The organism is Xenorhabdus sp. KJ12.1 (genome assembly GCF_963876495.1).
Lineage (GTDB): Bacteria > Pseudomonadota > Gammaproteobacteria > Enterobacterales > Enterobacteriaceae > Xenorhabdus > Xenorhabdus stockiae.
This window is the reverse complement of record NZ_CAWNQH010000127.1, coordinates 79,300-97,870: the sequence shown is the minus strand read 5'-3', so window position 1 is coordinate 97,870 and position 18,571 is coordinate 79,300. Positions and strand designations below refer to the sequence as shown.

Sequence of the window (18,571 nt, the reverse complement as noted above, 5' to 3'; positions counted from 1 at the left end):
TACACAATCAACGAATTTATGTACCAATAACCTGCATGACTGTTTTCAGGGCCTGCTCAGGCTGGTCGCTGTCCAACCAGGCCACATCGTCCCACCCCCTGAGCCAGGTTATCTGACGCTTCGCCAGCTGGCGAGTTGCGCAGATACCACGATAAACCATCTCATCATGAGAAATCTCGCCTGCGAGGTAAGACCACATTTGACGATAACCAACACAACGAATGGAGGGTAAATCCGTATGCAAATCGCTACGAGCATAAAGCGCTTTAACTTCATCTTCAAACCCTGATTTGATCATCTGTTCAAATCGGGCTGCAATGCGCTGATGCAAAATTTCACGGCTTGCAGGCGCAATAGCGAACTGATGAACACGATAAGGCAGTACTTCCCCAGACGTTTCTGTCAATGTAGTTAGAGTGTTACCCGAAATCCGAAAAACTTCCAGTGCACGAGTAAGACGTTGTGGATCATTTGGATGGATTCTTGCTGCTGCAACCGGATCAATCTCCTGCAATTGCTGATGCAATGCCTCCCACCCATGTTCCTCTGCCTCCTGCTCAATGACCGCCCTGACTTCAGGGTCTGCAGAAGGTAGTGGTGATAACCCTTCCAGTAATGCTTTGAAATATAGCATGGTTCCGCCGACCAGGAGCGGAATTCTCCCGGCAGCCGTAATTTCTGCCATTTGTTCCAGTGCATCGCGACGGAAATCAGCAGCAGAATACACTTCGGCAGGATCCAGAATATCAATCAAACGGTGCGGAGCCTGTGCCTGCTCTTCTGCGGATGGTTTCGCAGTCCCAATATCCATGCCACGATAAACCAGTGCAGAATCAACGCTAATCAGTTCAACCGGAAGATGCTGACGCAAAGCGATTGATAGTGCCGTTTTTCCTGAGGCTGTCGGCCCCATAATAAAAATGGCTGTGGGCAAATGTTGAGTTTTTAAATCACTCATGATTAAAAAGTGCCACCACTGCTTGTAAATCAATTAATTGTAATAAACCCTCTGGCGGAGATCCCACTAATTGAGGGCAAAGACGCTCAACATCAGCTAAAAGCTGAACAGCCTGTGCAATATTCCACGTTTCATGTTCACTGCCCAAATGACGGGCGAGCCAGATTGCCACCTGCTGTACTGAAACTGATGCCTGTTCCATCAGATAACCCAACAACGCCGGAAAAAGCTTTGGCAGGTTTTGTTGGCGCAGAGGCAACGATACCGCATGAATGGTCACTTTTCCATGTGCGACAGTCGATTCAATGCCAAAAGTCTTCAATAGCTCACTATTCTGTCGCAAAACATTGACCTCTGTCTCACTGAGAGACAATTTCAGTGGGATGAGAAGTGGCTGTGGTTTAAGCCCCTGCTCCCCCGGCGTTAATTGAGCCTGCCGCAACCAACGTTCAGCAACAGGCAGTGACAATAGTCCAATACCCGAGGCTGATTCAAGCAATGCATAGTGGGGAGCATAGATACTCAATACTTTACCGAAACTATAACTACTATTTTTTACCTGTACAGGAGTTGAACGAGCTGGCATTAACGGTGTTTTTTCTGTGACAGAAGCCGACTTTTCGGCAGTTTTTCTTTCTGCATCTGACCGTTCAGGAAAAAGTGGCTGCTTTTCTTCTGGCGCAAACTGCATCAATTTCTGGTACAGCTCGCCTTGTTTTTTCTGGTAACTTTCCCCCTGATAAGGCTGTCTGATACCACTATGTCCTGTCTGATGGCCTGAAGATGGTGTTTCAGAAGCGGTACGGGGAGAGGATGACGTTTTTTGCGATGCCCCTGCCGACGTTGCTTGTTTTTGTCGGAGAAAATGGTTTTCCCCCGCAGAAGGTCGGTTTTCTGGTATCCAGTCTGTTGTCTCTTCCTGACAATCAAGCCCCAGCTCAGTGCCGTTACTGCGCTGTTTCAGCACCGCAGCAACGCCCTGATAAATAAAATCATGCACCAGACGAGCCTGATGAAAACGTACTTCATGTTTAGCTGGGTGTACATTCACATCAACCTGATGTGGATCTATCTCTAAATACAGGACATAAGCCGGTTGCTGTTCACCTTGCAGTAAATCCTGATAAGCCTGACGGATAGCATGATTAATCAGCCGATCCCGCATCATACGCCCGTTCACATAGCAATACTGAATATCCGCCGCGACATGAGAACTTTTGGGATCAACAACCCAGCCCTTGATGGACAACATATCATGCTGCCATGACAGTGCCAGCGCCTGCTGCATAAATGCCACACCACAAATCGCTGCCAGCCTCCGTTCATGCTGGGATTCATCTTTAGCCGGACGATACTGACGCACGAGCTTTCCATTGTGATTCAGATTAATCGCCACATCCAGACGAGCAAGAGCTATTCTGCGCACGACCTCATCAATATGGCCGAACTCGGTTTTTTCTGTTCTCAGAAACTTACGTCGGGCAGGGGTATTGTAAAACAGGTCCAAAACCTCAACCGTTGTTCCGACGGGGTGGGCGGCAGGTTTTACCATCACTTCCATATCACGCCCTTCGGCATAAGCCTGCCATGCTTCCGCCTGCTCCTCAGGCCGGGAAGTCAGAGTCAACCGTGAAACAGAACTGATACTGGCAAGCGCTTCACCGCGGAATCCCATACTGACAATGGCTTCCAAATCATCCAAAGAGGCTATTTTACTGGTCGCATGACGGGCCAGCGCTAATGTGAGATCCTGTCTGCTAATTCCACAGCCATTATCACGTATGCGGATCAATTTTGCGCCACCACGTTCAATATCGATATCAATACGGGTCGTGCCGGCATCAAGGCTATTCTCCACCAGCTCTTTCACTACCGATGCCGGGCGTTCAACCACTTCACCAGCAGCAATCTGGTTTGCTAATTGTGGGGGTAATATCCTGATAGCCATATTCGACCTTACCTACTTTTTCTTGATAATTTACGATTCTTCTTAAATTACCGGGTTTCTTACGTACCGTTTAAAATTATTTTGGTGCTGTCTGCAACGGATTTGCCTGAAAATAGTGACGCAACCCAAGATGAATCGCCTGCGCCAGCTTTTCCTGATACTGATTGGAGCCTAACAGCTCTTCTTCTGATGTGTTACTGATAAATCCTGTCTCCACCAGAATGGAAGGAATATCCGGTGAGCGCAAAACCCCTAAGCTGGCATGTTCCGGTGTGCGCTTATGCAGAGAGCCAACCTGAGATAACTGTTGCAGCACCTTAACCGCAACGTCATAACCTACCCGCTGTGAATGCCCGAATTGTAAATCTAGCACTGCCTGACTCAAAAACGGATCTGTACCATTAGCCAGAGCATCTCCCGCGCCCCCCAATAATTCAGACTGTTTCTCATGCTGCTCCAGCCAGTTTCCCAGCTCGCTGTTTGCACGACGATTAGACAATACCCAGACAGAAGCCCCTCTGGCACTGCGATTAGGAGCAGCATCCGCATGAATGGAAACCAGCATATTTGCTTTGTGCTTACGGGCCACCTCAGAGCGTCCGGCTACCGAGATAAAATAGTCTCCATTGCGTGTTAAAACAGGTTTAAACATCGGGTCATTACGTAAAAGCTCTTCCAGCCTGCGCGCCACACTGATGGTGACATTTTTTTCCCGTAATCCTCTTGGCCCGATGGCTCCCGGATCCTGTCCTCCATGCCCGGCATCAATAGCAATCACAATCGGATATTTCCCCTGAGCAGTTTTATTTATCTGCTTTTTCACAACCGGAGCATTATGCGCGGACACAGGTTTTGTTTCCTGCATTACAGAAGTGACTTCAGCCGGCTTGTTTGTTAGTGGCTGCTTACTCTTATGCGGAGTTGAAATCTCACTAGGTGCAGTATTCTCTTTGAATATTGAAGGGCTATTTGCAGTCCCCCCGGCCTTCAGAGTGAAAATAATCTGATACTGATTCCCTGATTTCTTTACAACGGAAGTCGCCGTTGCCTTCTGAGCCAGTTCCAGTACAACCCGCTTATGTTGCGCATCAGGCGGCTGGCTCGTTCGGACTATCTTCACCAGATTCTGACCAGATAAACGCATCGGCAATCCTGTGATACCGGCTGATTGACGAATATCCACAACCAGCCTTTCAGGATTATGAAGAGGAAAAAAGCGATATTCAGGATGCCCGCCAGTGAACCCCAACGTAACAGTAGCTTCAGATGAGCGGTTACTCACATGCACATTTGATAGTGTCGATGCTACCGCCGTTGTCATAACCCATTGGCTAAGAACAATAAACAACGTAAAAAATATCAGCCAATGGGATTGCCATTTTTTTATCGTCTTCACGCAGAAGGCATTCATCATGGTCAGGGATTCCTTCATAAGGATTTCAGATTATCCAGTAAACTTTCACCATATTCAGATAACGCCACAAAATGCGCCTGCCGCCCTTCATTGTTATAGGCTAGATGCAACTCAATATCAGCGTTGGGTAAAAACCCTGCTCCTTGTTGCGGCCATTCCACCAGACAAATGGCATCCTGATGAAAATAATCGCGGATCCCCATAAATTCCAGTTCTTCAGGATCTGCCAGACGATACAAATCAAAATGATAAACAGGGCGTGGCTGTAGAGCATAAGGTTCAACCAGTGTATAAGTCGGACTTTTCACATGCCCCTGATGGCCCAGCGCCTGTAGAAAACCACGGCTAAACGTTGTTTTTCCGGCACCAAGATCGCCATATAGATAAATAACATAGCCGCGTTCGCAGGCTGCTGCCACTGTATTGCCCAATGCAACAGTGGCATTTTCATTCGGAAGTGATAAAACAAGTTCTTTCATAGAAAATTATCTATTGTTTTATTGAATTAAAGCCTATTGGAATATACCCATCGTTTCCCAGACCATCGCCTGAAACCCATAGGATATATGAAAGACATATTAGTTAGATAGTTTAACCAATAACCATAACATAACTCAGCGATTATCATTTATTATCTTCTATTCAGAAACAAAGCAGGTACCCTATTTTTTATCTCAATCTATGCTGTGTTAACCTATGCTAAGTATCCTTTACAGCTGTCACTTAATATCCAATGGCAATCCCTCTCGATCTGAACCTTCTGGCAGTAAACATCAAACAATGGGGCCTTTCTCTCGGTTTTCAGCAAGTCGGTATTTGTGATACCGATTTATCTACTGAAGAACCGAGACTACAGGAGTGGCTCGATAAGCAATACCAAGGCGAAATGGACTGGATGGCACGTCACGGCATGATGCGAGCACGTCCTCATGAATTGCTACCCGGTACTTTGCGGGTTATCAGCGTGCGCATGAATTACCTGCCGGCCAAAGCCGCTTTCGCCAGTACCCTGAATAATCCTGAGCAGGGATATGTTAGTCGCTATGCACTGGGCAGAGATTATCATAAACTGCTACGCCAGCGGCTTAAAAAGCTGGGTGAGCAAATTCAGGAATATTGCTCCGCCCATGAATATCAGGGAATACTTAATTTCCGGCCTTTCGTTGATTCAGCTCCGATTATGGAACGCCCGCTTGCCGCTAAAGCCGGTATTGGCTGGGTTGGTAAACACTCACTCATATTAAACAGAGAGTCAGGCTCTTGGTTCTTTCTCGGCGAATTACTGGTTAACCTTCCCCTCCCTGTTGACTCCCCCCAAGAAGAGCAATGTGGGCGTTGTGTTGCCTGTATGACCACGTGTCCGACAGGTGCCATTGTCGAGCCTTATACCATTGATGCCCGCCGCTGCATTTCATATCTGACAATTGAGCTTGAGGGTGTGATCCCGGAAGAGTTTCGCCCATTAATGGGCAACCGGATTTATGGCTGTGATGACTGTCAGCTTATCTGCCCTTGGAATCGTTTTTCACAATTAACAGACGAAGCAGATTTTAACCCTCGCGCAGCACTGCATACTCCTGAATTACTCGATTTGTTCAATTGGAGCGAAGAAAAGTTTCTGCGTATAACAGAGGGTTCAGCAATACGTCGTATTGGCTATTTACGCTGGCTGCGTAATATTTCAGTTGCATTGGGCAATGCCCCATACCGTGATGAAATCGTACTGGTTTTAGAAAAAAGAATTGGGCTAAGTGAGGTGTTAGATGAACATATCCACTGGGCTATTGCCCAACAACTATCCCGCCGAAGTATTGATGCAATTAACGTTCAAACATCACAACAAAAACGGTTAATACGGGCAATTACCAAAGGGTTGCCCCGAGATGCTTAATATACAATCAGCCTGATTTTTGCTTAAAAAAAGCTTCTGTTTCCTTGTGAATAAAATAAAAATGCTTTTCTACTCAAAGTGCAAAGGAAAGATAAATATCAATTAAGACACTTTAAATAAAAATCAATTATTCAAATTTATCAATTAGTTAATTGATATATCTTATTTAAGATAATAAATTAAAAAAGTTAGATGCGATCATATCGCCTGTGGATAACTCTGTGAAACAAGCAAATCAGTACAGGGCAACTCAAAATGGTTGTTATGTTAAATTCTGTGGATAAAAAATAGAAATTGCACTTCACTGGAAAGCATCAGGGATCAGCAGTAAAAATGGAAACTCTTCATCCATTCTAGACACTAGTGGAGAAATTTTCCTCTGCCTATCCAAAAATGAGGCGGCATTATGGACCTGTTAAAGCAGGATGGCAAGCGCTTTCAGCAAATTATTTTTGATGGGAATAAGATAGCAAATAGTTGCAACTATTGCCCCACAGCGTAGTCACAACGGGGGCAAGTATGGCAATAAAACGTGAGTTAAAGGGCTTTTATCTTTTCCACTAATTCTCTTGATAATCCCCAGTCGTATTGATTATAAAGCCGTCCCAGTGTCTGATGAGGCGCTCCGGCGTAAAACAGTTCATATTGGTGATGTCTTGAGGCAAATTCAGAGCCAATAGCATCCCAGACCAGTTTCATGAACTTGACCTTCTCAGCAGGGGAAACGATAGATGAATATTGTGTTTTCTCAATAATACTCAAAATTTCAGAATTTTCTAAATCAGACTGACTTGATGGCACCATCAAAATTCCGCCGCCCGCCAACTTTCTGATCGTCTCCAGTACATTTGGATATGTGGACTGCCCGATGACTCGATATGTATAAAGCAACGTTTTGTCAGGTAGATAAAATCCATTATCAATTCTTGGACAATGGAGCACACTTTTAAATAATCCTTCAATATTCATGGCATAAGAAGCAAGCTGTGCCAGTGATTCTTTTACGGGTGGATATTCGCTGACACCATTATTTTCAGCCATTTCCTGCGCCATACCAGCCAGAAAATGTAATTTTACCGCGTAACGGGCAATACTCTGAATATCCATCAGGAGTTCCGTTGCGGTTGAATCCACCTGCTTAAAACACATCTCGATATCTTCGCAGACGAATACCCTTTCCCAGGGAACCAAAACATCATCGAAATAGATGGTGGAATCGTTCTCATCAAAACGGGATGATAGCGGATAATCAGCGGGGTTAGCTCCCTGTTCATAAGAGCGTCTGGATATAATTTTTATGCCCTTTGTATTGATCGGCATAGCAAAAGAGAGCGCATAGCGTTCATCAACGCCTTTTTTCATCGGCTTATGCGAACCAACTAATATTTCATCTGCTAATGCTGCGCCGGTAGCAACCATTTTTGCTCCCCGAACCACAATACCTTTAGCATTTTTTTCCACAACCCCAAGGGTATGATAAATATTCTTTTCATGCGCACCCGGTGTTTTTGAGCGATCGCCCTGTGGGTTAATCAGCGCATAGGCCAGATAAAGATCATTCTCACTCACATAGGCAAAATAATTCCGTAAAGCATCAGCGCGTTCCTGAGAATAAGATTCGAATAACTCAATATGCGTGACCATTCCGGTAAGCACAGCTGCTGCATTATCCGGGCTTCTGCCAAGCCAGCCGACAGTCTGCTTCGCCCACTCATATGCAGCCTGACCACGTGCAATCAGCTTCTCAGGGGTGGAAGGTAACTGCCAGTACAGACTCATCTGCTCGTCAGTTTCTGTCCTGAAAGTCATTGTATCTGCATGTTGGATTTTATAATCATACAGGCTTGCTACAGATCTAATCGCATTCCTGAATGCAGGATGATCCACATGATCTGTAACTTTTTCTCCATTAATAAAAATGGTGCGCCCATCACGCAAATTTTCTATATATTGCTTTCCGGTTCTTATCATACTTTCCATGCTCCTATCGATAATGATAATTTTAAAGGTCAAGCAGAGAAATCTTTTCAGTCAGCACTGGATATCTAATATAAAAAGAAAACTGTCCACAATTGGAAATTGTATAATTACAATATCCCTCATTAAAATACGCCAGAGAACAACGACCTATAAACTACACTAATACAGACTGTGATTACTTTTCCTGGAAAAAATACACATTAAAAGAAATAGAATATAATTATTCGAATTAACCAGAAAAGCCATATCAAATTACAGCACCTTCGTGATAAGTAATATACTGGGAGGATTTTCATGCAAAAAACAACCATATTAACTTAATGTTAAATAACTCTCCTTTCATTTTTTAATGTTATAAAACAAATAATAGAAGCCAATATTGTCATTCCCATTAATATATATATCAATGTATTGAAAGCGTCATTATAAATAGTCAGAATCTCCTGATCAGAAAAATGAATAATCAGACTTCTGGCATTGTCAAAATTACCTGTTGTCAAATTACTTGCCGCCGTAGAAATCACTTTGGTGGGCTGTTGTGAAACTTGCTGTAAACTTATTTGTAGTAAAAAATTCAGCATTGCTAATGCTCCCGCAACGCATATGGCCTCACCACAAGCTCGCATAGTTGTGAAAATCCCTGTTGCCATTCCTGCCCGTTCTATAGGCACTACCCTAATAGCAAGATCATCCATCAATCCCCACGGAAAACCTGCACCAACACCTATCAACATCAATGGCAATATTAACTCTGTCGGTTGTGTACCAACAGGTATTTTTGCTAACCATGCTAATCCTGCTACTGCACATAACAAACCCAAACATGAAAGTACCGGCGATGAAAACCAGCGCGTTAACAAAGCCGAGAAAAAAGGAACAATAAGCATGGGTGCTGACAATGCAAGCATTATTTCGCCAGCTTCAATTGCACTGTAGCCCTCAATACCAATTAATCGAATTGGAAACAAAATCAGCAAAACAATAAAACAAATCGCAGTTGCCAGTGGCAAAAGCTGTACCCCAACAAACTTTTTAAAACGAAAAAGAGACAAATCCAGCATTGGGCGAGTATGCGTTAATTCGCAAATAATAAAAATACACAACATCATGACGGAAGCAGCAAATAGTAAAATAACAGAAACGCTTCCAAGACCACTTTGTGGAATTTGCATAATACCAAATGTTAATAACACTAAAAATGCAGTGAAACTAATTACACCTTTAATATCGAGTTTTGCTGCATTAGGATCCCGTGACTCACGCATTTGGATACAACCAATTACCAATGCAATTCCTCCAAACCAAGCCCCCAGTAAAAATACAGATCTCCAACCAAATATCTCTATCAAAGCACCTGATATCACCGGCCCAAATGCTAAACCCACACCAAAAGCAGTCCCTAACAAACCAAAAGCCTTTGTTCTTGCTCTTCCATTAAATTCCTGTGCTAAAGCGGCATCCCCCCCCGCCATAGTCAGTGCTGCGAAAAAACCTTGTATTCCACGTAATAAATCAAGATAAACAACACTATTGGCAACAGTAACAAGAAGAGAGAATAGTGTGAAACCCGTTATACCGCTCACAAACATTTTCTTACGTCCATATTGATCAGCTAACGCTCCTGCTGCCATTACAGCACTACCAAAACTTAATGCGAATGCATTAATAACCCAAGATAATGCAATTGCACTCCCCCTCAACTCAGATTGAATCGCAGGTAAAGCTACAGCTGGTCCCGTATATTCAAGAGGTAAAATCAGCCCGGCAATACAAACAGCAGCCAATACCCAATACCGACGCCATGACTTTTTCGCCATTTGCGATCTATGCCTCCACAAAAGTTTTTAATAGCTTTATTTTACTTCTGTACCATCATAATAATATTGCTATATGTTCAAATGAAAATTGTGGAAATAGCATGAATCATGATCTGGCACTCTGGCATCTTTTTTTTCGAATTGTCGAAAAAGGAAGCCTGATAAAAGCAGCAAAAGACTTACGATTAGATCCCTCTGTTGCTAGCCGACGTTTAGCTGCTCTTGAACAACAGCTAAAGGTTCAATTAATTAATCGTTCAACCAGAAAATTAAGCCTGACAGAAGCAGGTGAGTTAGCTTATTTCCGGATGTTACCTTTGCTTAATGAAATAGATAATACATTGAGTGATATCAGCGGTAATGTATTGTCTGGAATAATTAAGATTACTGCTCCGGTGAGTTTTGGAGAACACTACGTCACACAATGGTTAACCCTATTTCAAAATAAAAATCCAGACATTATATTTGACATAGTACTTTCAGATAATTGTCTAGATCTTCGGCAGGAGGGGATTGATCTCGCGATCCGAATTGGCGAATTACCTGACTCAACCCTAATCGCTAAAAAATTGGGAAATATTTCTGGGGTATTATGCGCCAGCCCTAAATATCTGGAAAAATATGGAACACCAATGTATCCACAGGATTTAACGAAACATAAGTCTATTATTTACTCACTACATCAGAATACCCATCCAACCAACCTTAAATTATCCCGTAATGAATTACTCGAACGAGTAGAGTTATTCGGTAGTTTTTACCTTAACAATGTAGGGGCAATTTATCAGGCTGTATGTGATGGAGCCGGTATCCATGCGGGACCAAAGTGGTTATTCAATAGTGCTATCAAAAATGGAATTTTAGTCCAATTATTACCTGACTGGATTCTTCCTTCACTACCAGTTCACCTTTTAAGAGTACAAAATAGCTATGTCCTCAACCGGATATTAATATTAAGTGACTGGATAACAGAATGCTGGCAACAGGTTGAGAATATATAACAATATTCGATACACACCCTATACTAATAAACTGTTTCTTTTAAAAGAACACATTAATTTTCATTCCTTTTTATTATATATTCACTATAGAATAATTAAATATAAACTTATATAAAAATAACATATCAATCAACTCTAAATGAGGTTGTTACCTATGATTATTAATGATAAGTCAAATGTATCTCAAGTTGTTAATACAATTGATGATTTATCACTCATACATGAATGTTATCATTGCATACTGGGAATGAAAAGAAACGAAAAACTCACAAATATAAATTGGTTTCACTCAAGTGATATCTCTCTTTCAATATTACAAATACATATAGTTGACTTACTTCTCTCAATGGAGAAAAGTAAGTATAAACAGGCTAAATCACTCATCGAGATACTAGAAAAAATAAGTAAAAAAGAATCGGATAAACGCGCTGATTTAATCAACTCCGGAATAATTTCATTAATTAATGAAAATTATTATCAAGCCAGAAATTATTTCTATAAATGCTTACTAAAAAACCCTAAAGATATATTCAGTTTTTATACATGTCATATGATTGAGTTCAACAATGGTATGACCGGAACCATGCTTGAAACGCTCAGTCTTGTTAACAAGCACTGGGATATTAACGATGAGTTTTATAGCTATTTCAAAGGTATTAAGGCCTTTATCCTGAATGAAAACGGGTATCATGATGAGTCTTATGACAGTGCAGCCAGTTCATTAAAAATAAATAGTTTCGATATTTATGCGATTCATGCCATCTGCCACTATTTTTATGATAAGAAATTATTTCATGAGGGAAAGGAGTGGATGGATGAAAGGAAGGACATTTGGCATAACAACTATGGCATGAGAATCCACCTGTTCTGGCACTATGCGATGTTTCTCATGGAAATTAACGAAATTGATCAGGCATTAGATATATATCATCAGATTCGTCATAAAAATGACAGGCATGGCCTTGAAGATTTGGACGCCACCTCTTTGTTATTTAAAATGAAATTCACGCATGGAAGGGATGACCAATATATACAAAAACATGCAAATTTACTTTTTGAGTCATGGAATAATAAAGAAGAACTTGGTTTTTATTTCTTCAATGATTTCCATGCAGCGTTAGTTTTTGGCATTAATAAGCGATTCGATATGATAGATTTCTTGATTGAAAAAACAGAGAAAAGTAACCCGATAGGCTACTATAATACAAAAATAAATATCCTTGAATCGATAAAAAATTATAGTCAGGAAAATTACAAAAATGTAGTCTTACTTTTGCAAGAACCTATGAACTATCAATTCATGGGCGGGAGCCGAATCCAACGAAGTATTATCAATGAGATATTTAATGATGCTAAATTAAAGCTGGGAATAAAAAATAAAATCCAAAAAACTTTAATACCCTCTGAGATATAATTCAATTTTTTATATAATTACAGCATTGACTAAATTAATCTTGGCCATATAGTTAATTATATGGCTAAGTTAATTTATCTGCTCAGCAAAAATAATGTTAAACGTTAAAAAGATAGATTACTTATCATTAAATTACATTAACGCCTAATAATCCTCATCAGAGATAGTCTTTCCTCTTTGTTTTTTATGATGATATTGCTATGCTGAGTTGACTAACGTCAATAACATAATGTAATTGATATAAAAATCAGACAAGAACATAGTTCATTATTATCATTTCTTAATGAAAATATTAAGTGAGAAAACATCACAAGGCGATAATAAGTATGACAACAAAACCAGATGATTACTCAAGCTACATTAAGTTAACTATTGTTTCCATTATATGGGGCGGAACGTTCATAGCAGGAAGGTTTATCTCTTCTGATACCAGTTCGTTATTATCAGCTACGGTTAGGTTTATCTTTGCAGCATTTGTGCTAATAGTGATTATCGCTTTTTCTAAAAAAGGATTTATCAAAATCAATAAATCACAAATGGCAAATATTGTCATGCTGGGTTTCTTTGGTATTTATGTCTATAACCTTTGTTTTTTTTATGGCCTGAAATATATCGATGCATCCAGAGCTTCTCTGATTGTCGCAATAAATCCCGCAGTGATAGCAACAGTCTCGTATTTTTTGTTTAAGGAAAAAATGTCCACCATAAAAACTATCGGGATTTCATTCTGTTTGTTTGGTGCCGGGATCGTTATTATCGGAAACAACTTATCATCATTATTGAGTAATAAAGGTAATATAATTGGTGACATCTCTATTTTAGGATGTGTCATCAGCTGGGTGATTTATAGTGTTTTCGGCAGGAAAACAATCAATGAAATTGGTGCATTATATACTGTCGCTTACTCCGTCATTGCGGGTGCAATAATGTTAACAATAACAGCGTTCGTGACGGATGATATTAACTCTACTGCATTAGTTTCTTTATCCATGAGCGATTTGATAAGCCTGACGTATTTAGGCGTCATCGGATCAGCGATTGCGTATGTTTTATACTATGACGGCATTGGTAAGATTGGTGCCACAAGAGCAGGTGTTTTTATTGCATTAAATCCACTGACAGCGATATTGGGCGGAGTACTCTTTTTACAGGAAACGTTTACTGTATCTATATGTATTGGTGGAATTTTCATTATTGCAGGAATTTTTATGACCAATAAAAAGATAACAAAATAATATACGGCTAAAAAACCATATTGGGATATATACCAATGGATTTCGATACAACCAGCAAAGAAGCGATTCGGAAGACAGTAGATAGCAAAATTTAAGATAATATATGAATCAGATTATTACCATCTTATGGCCATTATTTGCACTGATACTATTAGGCTTTATTCTAAAGCGTAATACCTCATTTAATCCTTTATTCTGGCAAGGAGCAGAGAAACTTAATTATTTTCTGCTTTTTCCTGCTTTATTAATCAATAGCCTGGCAACAGCATCTTTAGATAACCCTCAGTTACCACAGCTATTTTGGGCCATTCTCGCTGTAATTAGCACCGGTTTAATGGCATTAATAGTCATTAAACTCTTACTCAAATGGCCAGCACAACGTTTTGGTGTTTATGTACAAGGGTTATTGCGTTTCAATACTTATCTCGGATTAGCCATTACGGTAGATATTTTCGGCTCTCATGGGATCGCTGTAGCGTCGCTGATACTCGCTATCTTGGTTCCTCTTTGCAATGCAATTTCTGTGTTTGCACTAACACCAGATATCAAGATGTTATCAATTAAGCAGTTTGTCATGATAATTACTAAAAACCCTCTGATATTAGCCTGTTTCATCGGGATAACCCTCAATCTCACTAATATTGGCTTACCTTACGGCTCAGGGCAATTTTTAAAAATTCTGGCAGGAGCAAGCCTTCCTCTGGGGTTAATTTGCATCGGCGCATCGTTGCAGCCATCAATGCTAAGAACAGAGAAAAAACCAATTATCATTAACAGCTTGTCCAGATTATTACTGATGCCTTTGGTTGCCGGTATTATTGGCTGCTTATTTGGGCTCAATGTGTTGGAAATCAACTTACTGATTCTCTTTTTCGCCATACCCACTGCACCGACAGCTTATATTTTAACCCGCCAGTTAAATGGAGACAGTCAGTTAATGTCAGCGATTATCACATTGCAAACAATGCTTGCAGTAATTACATTACCTATTGTATTAGGTTTGAGATTCGACTAATTGATTGACTAGTTTACAGAATGGAAATTTGATTTGGAGCGGGAAACGAGACTCGAACTCGCGACCCCAACCTTGGCAAGGTTGTGCTCTACCAACTGAGCTATTCCCGCATTATTGATGGTGAACCAGAAATGCTTTAACTTGAGTTTGAAATTACGGTAAACACCCGTAACTATCAACTTCCTGCATCTCAGGAACACGCGCTATTATGAACGCCTCAGATAAAGATGGCAAGCCATTTACCCAGACATCAACACTAACCGCTCAAAAGACATTCAAATCTGTATATACCGCATACTTTGCATATGTTTATAGAACGCTGCCATTGCAATATGGTACATTACGTTATCTAAAAATTAACATAATATATACAATTAACCTCTAATAAGATTTGTACTTGTCGGAATAATTTGCTGGAAATAGATTAGATCCATTTTTAGTCGTATCTCAAACGGTAATGCTCTTAAGTAAAGGCCGAATTATATGACTCTATACTCTCCACCTAAATTTGTTACTGGCAATGACGCGCTTGTCGATCTTCTTCTCGCTCAGGCAGAGCTGGATAAAAGCCATAATCTCAATACAGCAGGATTTGTTTCAGGGTATCGGGGTTCACCATTAGCCCGCTTGGATCAGGCATTATGGCAAAACGGGAAAAAACTGGCTGAGGCCAATATACGTTTTCACCCCGCAATCAATGAAGATCTTGCAGCTACTGCGATTTATGGGACTCAAAAAGTTGAATCTGACCCCGACCGCAATGTTACCGGTGTTTTTAGTATGTGGTACGGCAAAGGGCCGGGGGTTGATCGCGCCGGAGATACGCTCAAGCATGGCAATGCCTATGGTACTTCACCCAATGGTGGAGTACTGGTTATTTTGGGCGATGATCACGGATGCGTATCTTCTTCTATGTCACACCAATCTGATCTCTCGCTGATATCATGGGGTATGCCGGTCTTACATCCCGCTTCAGTGTCTGACTACCATGATGTGGGATTATGGGGCTGGGCAGCCTCCCGTGTCAGCGGGACATGGATTGGATTCAAAGCAATCAGTGAAGTCGTGGAAAGCTGTGCTATCAGGGGAGAGAAAACTCTTCCTGAGTATAAGATACCGGAAATAGATCCCGGGCCAAATGGGTTACACTGGCGCTGGCCGGACCTTCCCGGCCCTTTGATAGAACAACGGCTGGTCTATAAACTGAAAGCTGTTCAGGACTTCGCCAGACTCAATCCGATAGACCAGCTCATCACACCATGCCAACATCCGCGAGCCTTATTAGTTACCGTTGGTAAAGCTCATCATGATGTTCTGGAATCGCTACGCATCGGAGGCCTGACACCTGCTGAGCTGGCAAAAAACGGCGTTGCTCTTCTCCATGTTCGACTGGTTTATCCTTTATCACCACTTCTCAGTGAGATGGCATCGCAGGTTGCTGATATTTTTGTCATTGAAGAAAAAAACTCTGTTGTTGAACTGCATCTCGCGCAGCATCTCATTAATTTACCACGACAAATTAATCTGATTGGAAAACACGATCATCTCGGCAACAAACTAGTCTCTACGGATATGGAGTTACGCCCTTCCCTGCTTGCCCCTCTTTTGGCAGATTGGCTAAAAAAATTCGACTTATTTCTTTCTGTTCCTCTGGAATGGACAGTCCAAACAACATTACACGACATCACGCTTCCCAAACGGACACCTTATTTCTGCGCTGGCTGCCCCCACAGCACTTCAACCCGTCTGCCTGAAGGCAGTCAGGCACAAATCGGTATCGGATGTCATGTAATGGCAGCATGGATGGATCGTAGTACTGGTTATGGCCTGACAGCGATGGGGTCAGAAGGAGTTGACTGGATAGGCCATTCCGCTTTTATCAATCGCTCCCATGTATTTCAAAATCTGGGAGACGGAACTTACTTCCATTCGGGGCATTTAGCCATTCGTCAGTCCATCGCTGCTGATAGCAACATCACCTATAAACTGTTATTTAATGACGCTGTTGCAATGACAGGCGGACAGGCACTTGATGGCAGTATAACGATCCAGCAAATTGCCTCTTTAATACTGACTGAAGGGGCGAAAGAAGTTGTAGTCGTTACCGATGACCCGGATAAATATAAAGGCCAGAATAGCCTCCCTGCCGATGTCAAAATTTATCAGTCGGATTATCTCGAAGATGTACAGAAACGCCTACGGGATATCAAAGGCGTAACAGTCATCATCTATGAGCAGATGTGTGCAACAGAATTACGTCGTAAAAGAAAAAGAGGGTTAATCCCACAGGCAAAAAGGCGAGCAGTGATTAATGAAGCCGTTTGTGAAGGCTGTGGTGATTGCCAAATTCAATCCAATTGTCTTGCTGTTGTTCCGATTGAAACACCTCTGGGAACTAAACGTGCGATAGATCACCATGTCTGTAATTCAGATCTATCCTGTCTGAAAGGTTTCTGCCCCAGTTTTATTACTATCGAAAACGCCAATCCAGTTCAGGATCCCAGCACAATAATGTCACAGGAAGAAATTGACAACCTGCTGATTAAACTGCCTGAACCAACGATAAAAATGGCAGATACTCCCTTTGAAATTTTATTAGCGGGGGTCGGAGGAAACGGCATCATTACTACTGGTCATATGCTTGGCCTTGCTGCCGAAATAGAAAAATATGCTGTTAATCTGCTTGATTTTACAGGCTTCGCTCAAAAAGGAGGTGAAGCAATGACTCATATTCGATTGAGTCAGAATGCTGAACAATTGCATCAGGTCAGAATTGATCGGGGGCGTGCAGATCTTGCTATTGCGGCTGATTTAGTCACTGTCACAGGGCAAAACTCACTGGAAGTAATGTCAAAATCAAAAACCAGTTGTGTACTGAATACCCATGAGACGCAAATCGGCGCCATGCTGAGAGACCCGACACTCAGTTTAGATCAAACCAGAATGCAGGACACCCTCCGCCAGCATTGCCGGACATTGCAATCCATTGATGCCGAGCAGATTGCAGCCGAGTTGGTTGGGGACAGAAATCAAACAAATATCGTTTTAATCGGCTACACTTGGCAGCTTGGTAAAATTCCAATCAGTCTACGTTCTATCGAGCAGGCCATACAGAAAAGTGGCATAACAAATCATGTCATAGAGAATGCACGACGCGCTTTACATATCGGTAGAATTGCGGCTGTACAACCAGATATCCTGAATAATTCTCTACATGTTGAACCGAAACAAACCATCAGGACACTGGATGACCTGATTTTACACCGATACCAGCTTCTGGTTGAGTATCAGAATGAAAAATATGCACTCCGTTATCTCAGCCGTATTGCTCAAGTCCAACAAATTACACAGCAAATTGATGCCGAAGGACTGGCGAAATCTATCGCAGAAAACTTATTCAAACTAATGGCCTATAAAGACGAGTATGAAGTTGCCCGCCTTTACGTCAAAACCGGATTTTTGGATAAACTCCGTTCACAGTTTGATAAGACAAATAACATCCGCTTTCACCTCAGTGCACCGTTTTTCAATCGTAAAGATCCCAGAACCGGCGAAAGAGGAAAACGGGAGTATGGCTCCTGGATAATTCCTGTTTTTCGTTTTCTCGCTGCCTGTAAACCATTACGCGGTACTATTTTTGATATCTTTGGCTATCAGGAAGAGCGGAAACAAGAAAGGAATTTATTATCCGAATACGAACAATTAATTGATCTACTCATAGAAAAATTAAATAGCAATAACATGGAGATCTGTCAGAAGCTCGCTGTTTTACCTGATCAAATCCGTGGTTTTGGGCATGTGAAGCAAAAAACGATAAAAAACATGCAGGAACGCAGAAAAATATTGTTAAAAGAACTTACTGAAAGCATTTATTGAAATACATATTCAAAACAGATGG

12 protein-coding genes and 1 tRNA gene are annotated in these 18,571 nt (G+C 41.5%); 6 read left to right on the top strand and 7 right to left on the bottom strand.

The features are described from left to right. Positions 1 to 16: 16 nt before the first annotated feature. The 4 genes from miaA to tsaE form a co-directional block, all read right to left on the bottom strand. Positions 17 to 958, bottom strand: coding sequence for a tRNA (adenosine(37)-N6)-dimethylallyltransferase MiaA (gene miaA, locus AACS92_RS20380; protein ID WP_099109360.1), 942 nt, complete (start codon positions 956 to 958; stop codon positions 17 to 19). Beyond that, positions 951 to 2,906 (bottom strand): DNA mismatch repair endonuclease MutL, encoded by a 1,956-nt coding sequence (gene mutL, locus AACS92_RS20375; protein ID WP_099109359.1) that lies wholly within the window; start codon positions 2,904 to 2,906, stop codon positions 951 to 953. The genes miaA and mutL overlap by 8 nt, the downstream gene beginning before the upstream one ends. Positions 2,907 to 2,982: 76 nt before the next feature. Beyond that, positions 2,983 to 4,320, bottom strand: coding sequence for an N-acetylmuramoyl-L-alanine amidase AmiB (gene amiB, locus AACS92_RS20370; protein ID WP_099109358.1), 1,338 nt, complete (start codon positions 4,318 to 4,320; stop codon positions 2,983 to 2,985). A 14-nt stretch (positions 4,321 to 4,334) separates the two neighbouring features. Further along, positions 4,335 to 4,799, bottom strand: a complete 465-nt coding sequence (gene tsaE / locus AACS92_RS20365) for a tRNA (adenosine(37)-N6)-threonylcarbamoyltransferase complex ATPase subunit type 1 TsaE (RefSeq protein ID WP_099109357.1) — start codon at positions 4,797 to 4,799, stop codon at positions 4,335 to 4,337. A 254-nt stretch (positions 4,800 to 5,053) separates the two neighbouring features. On the opposite strand from tsaE, the gene queG reads away from it, so the two are divergent. Then, positions 5,054 to 6,211 (top strand): tRNA epoxyqueuosine(34) reductase QueG, encoded by a 1,158-nt coding sequence (gene queG, locus AACS92_RS20360; protein WP_099109356.1) that lies wholly within the window; start codon positions 5,054 to 5,056, stop codon positions 6,209 to 6,211. A gap of 537 nt (positions 6,212 to 6,748) precedes the next feature. Here the strand turns inward: queG and AACS92_RS20355 are convergent. After that, positions 6,749 to 8,182, bottom strand: a complete 1,434-nt coding sequence (locus AACS92_RS20355) for a 4-hydroxyphenylacetate 3-hydroxylase family protein (protein WP_099109355.1) — start codon at positions 8,180 to 8,182, stop codon at positions 6,749 to 6,751. Between the two features lie 332 nt (positions 8,183 to 8,514). Further along, on the bottom strand, positions 8,515 to 10,008 hold the full coding sequence (locus AACS92_RS20350; protein WP_099109354.1) for an MFS transporter: 1,494 nt from the start codon (positions 10,006 to 10,008) through the stop codon (positions 8,515 to 8,517). Positions 10,009 to 10,109: 101 nt separating this feature from the next. Here AACS92_RS20350 and AACS92_RS20345 point away from each other — a divergent pair, with 101 nt between their 5' ends. The 4 genes from AACS92_RS20345 to AACS92_RS20330 all read left to right on the top strand — a co-directional run bounded on the left by AACS92_RS20345 (position 10,110) and on the right by AACS92_RS20330 (position 14,673). Further along, positions 10,110 to 11,009: a LysR family transcriptional regulator gene (locus AACS92_RS20345; RefSeq protein WP_099109353.1), complete on the top strand. Its 900-nt coding sequence runs from the start codon at positions 10,110 to 10,112 to the stop codon at positions 11,007 to 11,009. Between the two features lie 154 nt (positions 11,010 to 11,163). Next, a complete protein-coding gene (locus AACS92_RS20340; RefSeq protein WP_099109352.1) occupies positions 11,164 to 12,423 on the top strand; it encodes a hypothetical protein in 1,260 nt (419 codons plus the stop codon). 326 nt (positions 12,424 to 12,749) lie between these two features. Then, the gene (locus AACS92_RS20335) at positions 12,750 to 13,658 is read left to right on the top strand and encodes a DMT family transporter (RefSeq protein WP_099109351.1); all 909 of its coding nucleotides are present in this window, start codon (positions 12,750 to 12,752) and stop codon (positions 13,656 to 13,658) included. Between the two features lie 103 nt (positions 13,659 to 13,761). Beyond that, complete coding sequence (locus AACS92_RS20330) at positions 13,762 to 14,673, top strand: AEC family transporter (RefSeq protein WP_099109350.1); 912 nt, start codon at positions 13,762 to 13,764, stop codon at positions 14,671 to 14,673. Between the two features lie 34 nt (positions 14,674 to 14,707). Here the strand turns inward: AACS92_RS20330 and AACS92_RS20325 are convergent. Next, positions 14,708 to 14,783, bottom strand: a tRNA-Gly gene (locus tag AACS92_RS20325). Between the two features lie 373 nt (positions 14,784 to 15,156). Here AACS92_RS20325 and AACS92_RS20320 point away from each other — a divergent pair. After that, positions 15,157 to 18,549, top strand: coding sequence for an indolepyruvate ferredoxin oxidoreductase family protein (locus tag AACS92_RS20320; RefSeq protein WP_099109349.1), 3,393 nt, complete (start codon positions 15,157 to 15,159; stop codon positions 18,547 to 18,549). Positions 18,550 to 18,571: the final 22 nt, after the last annotated feature.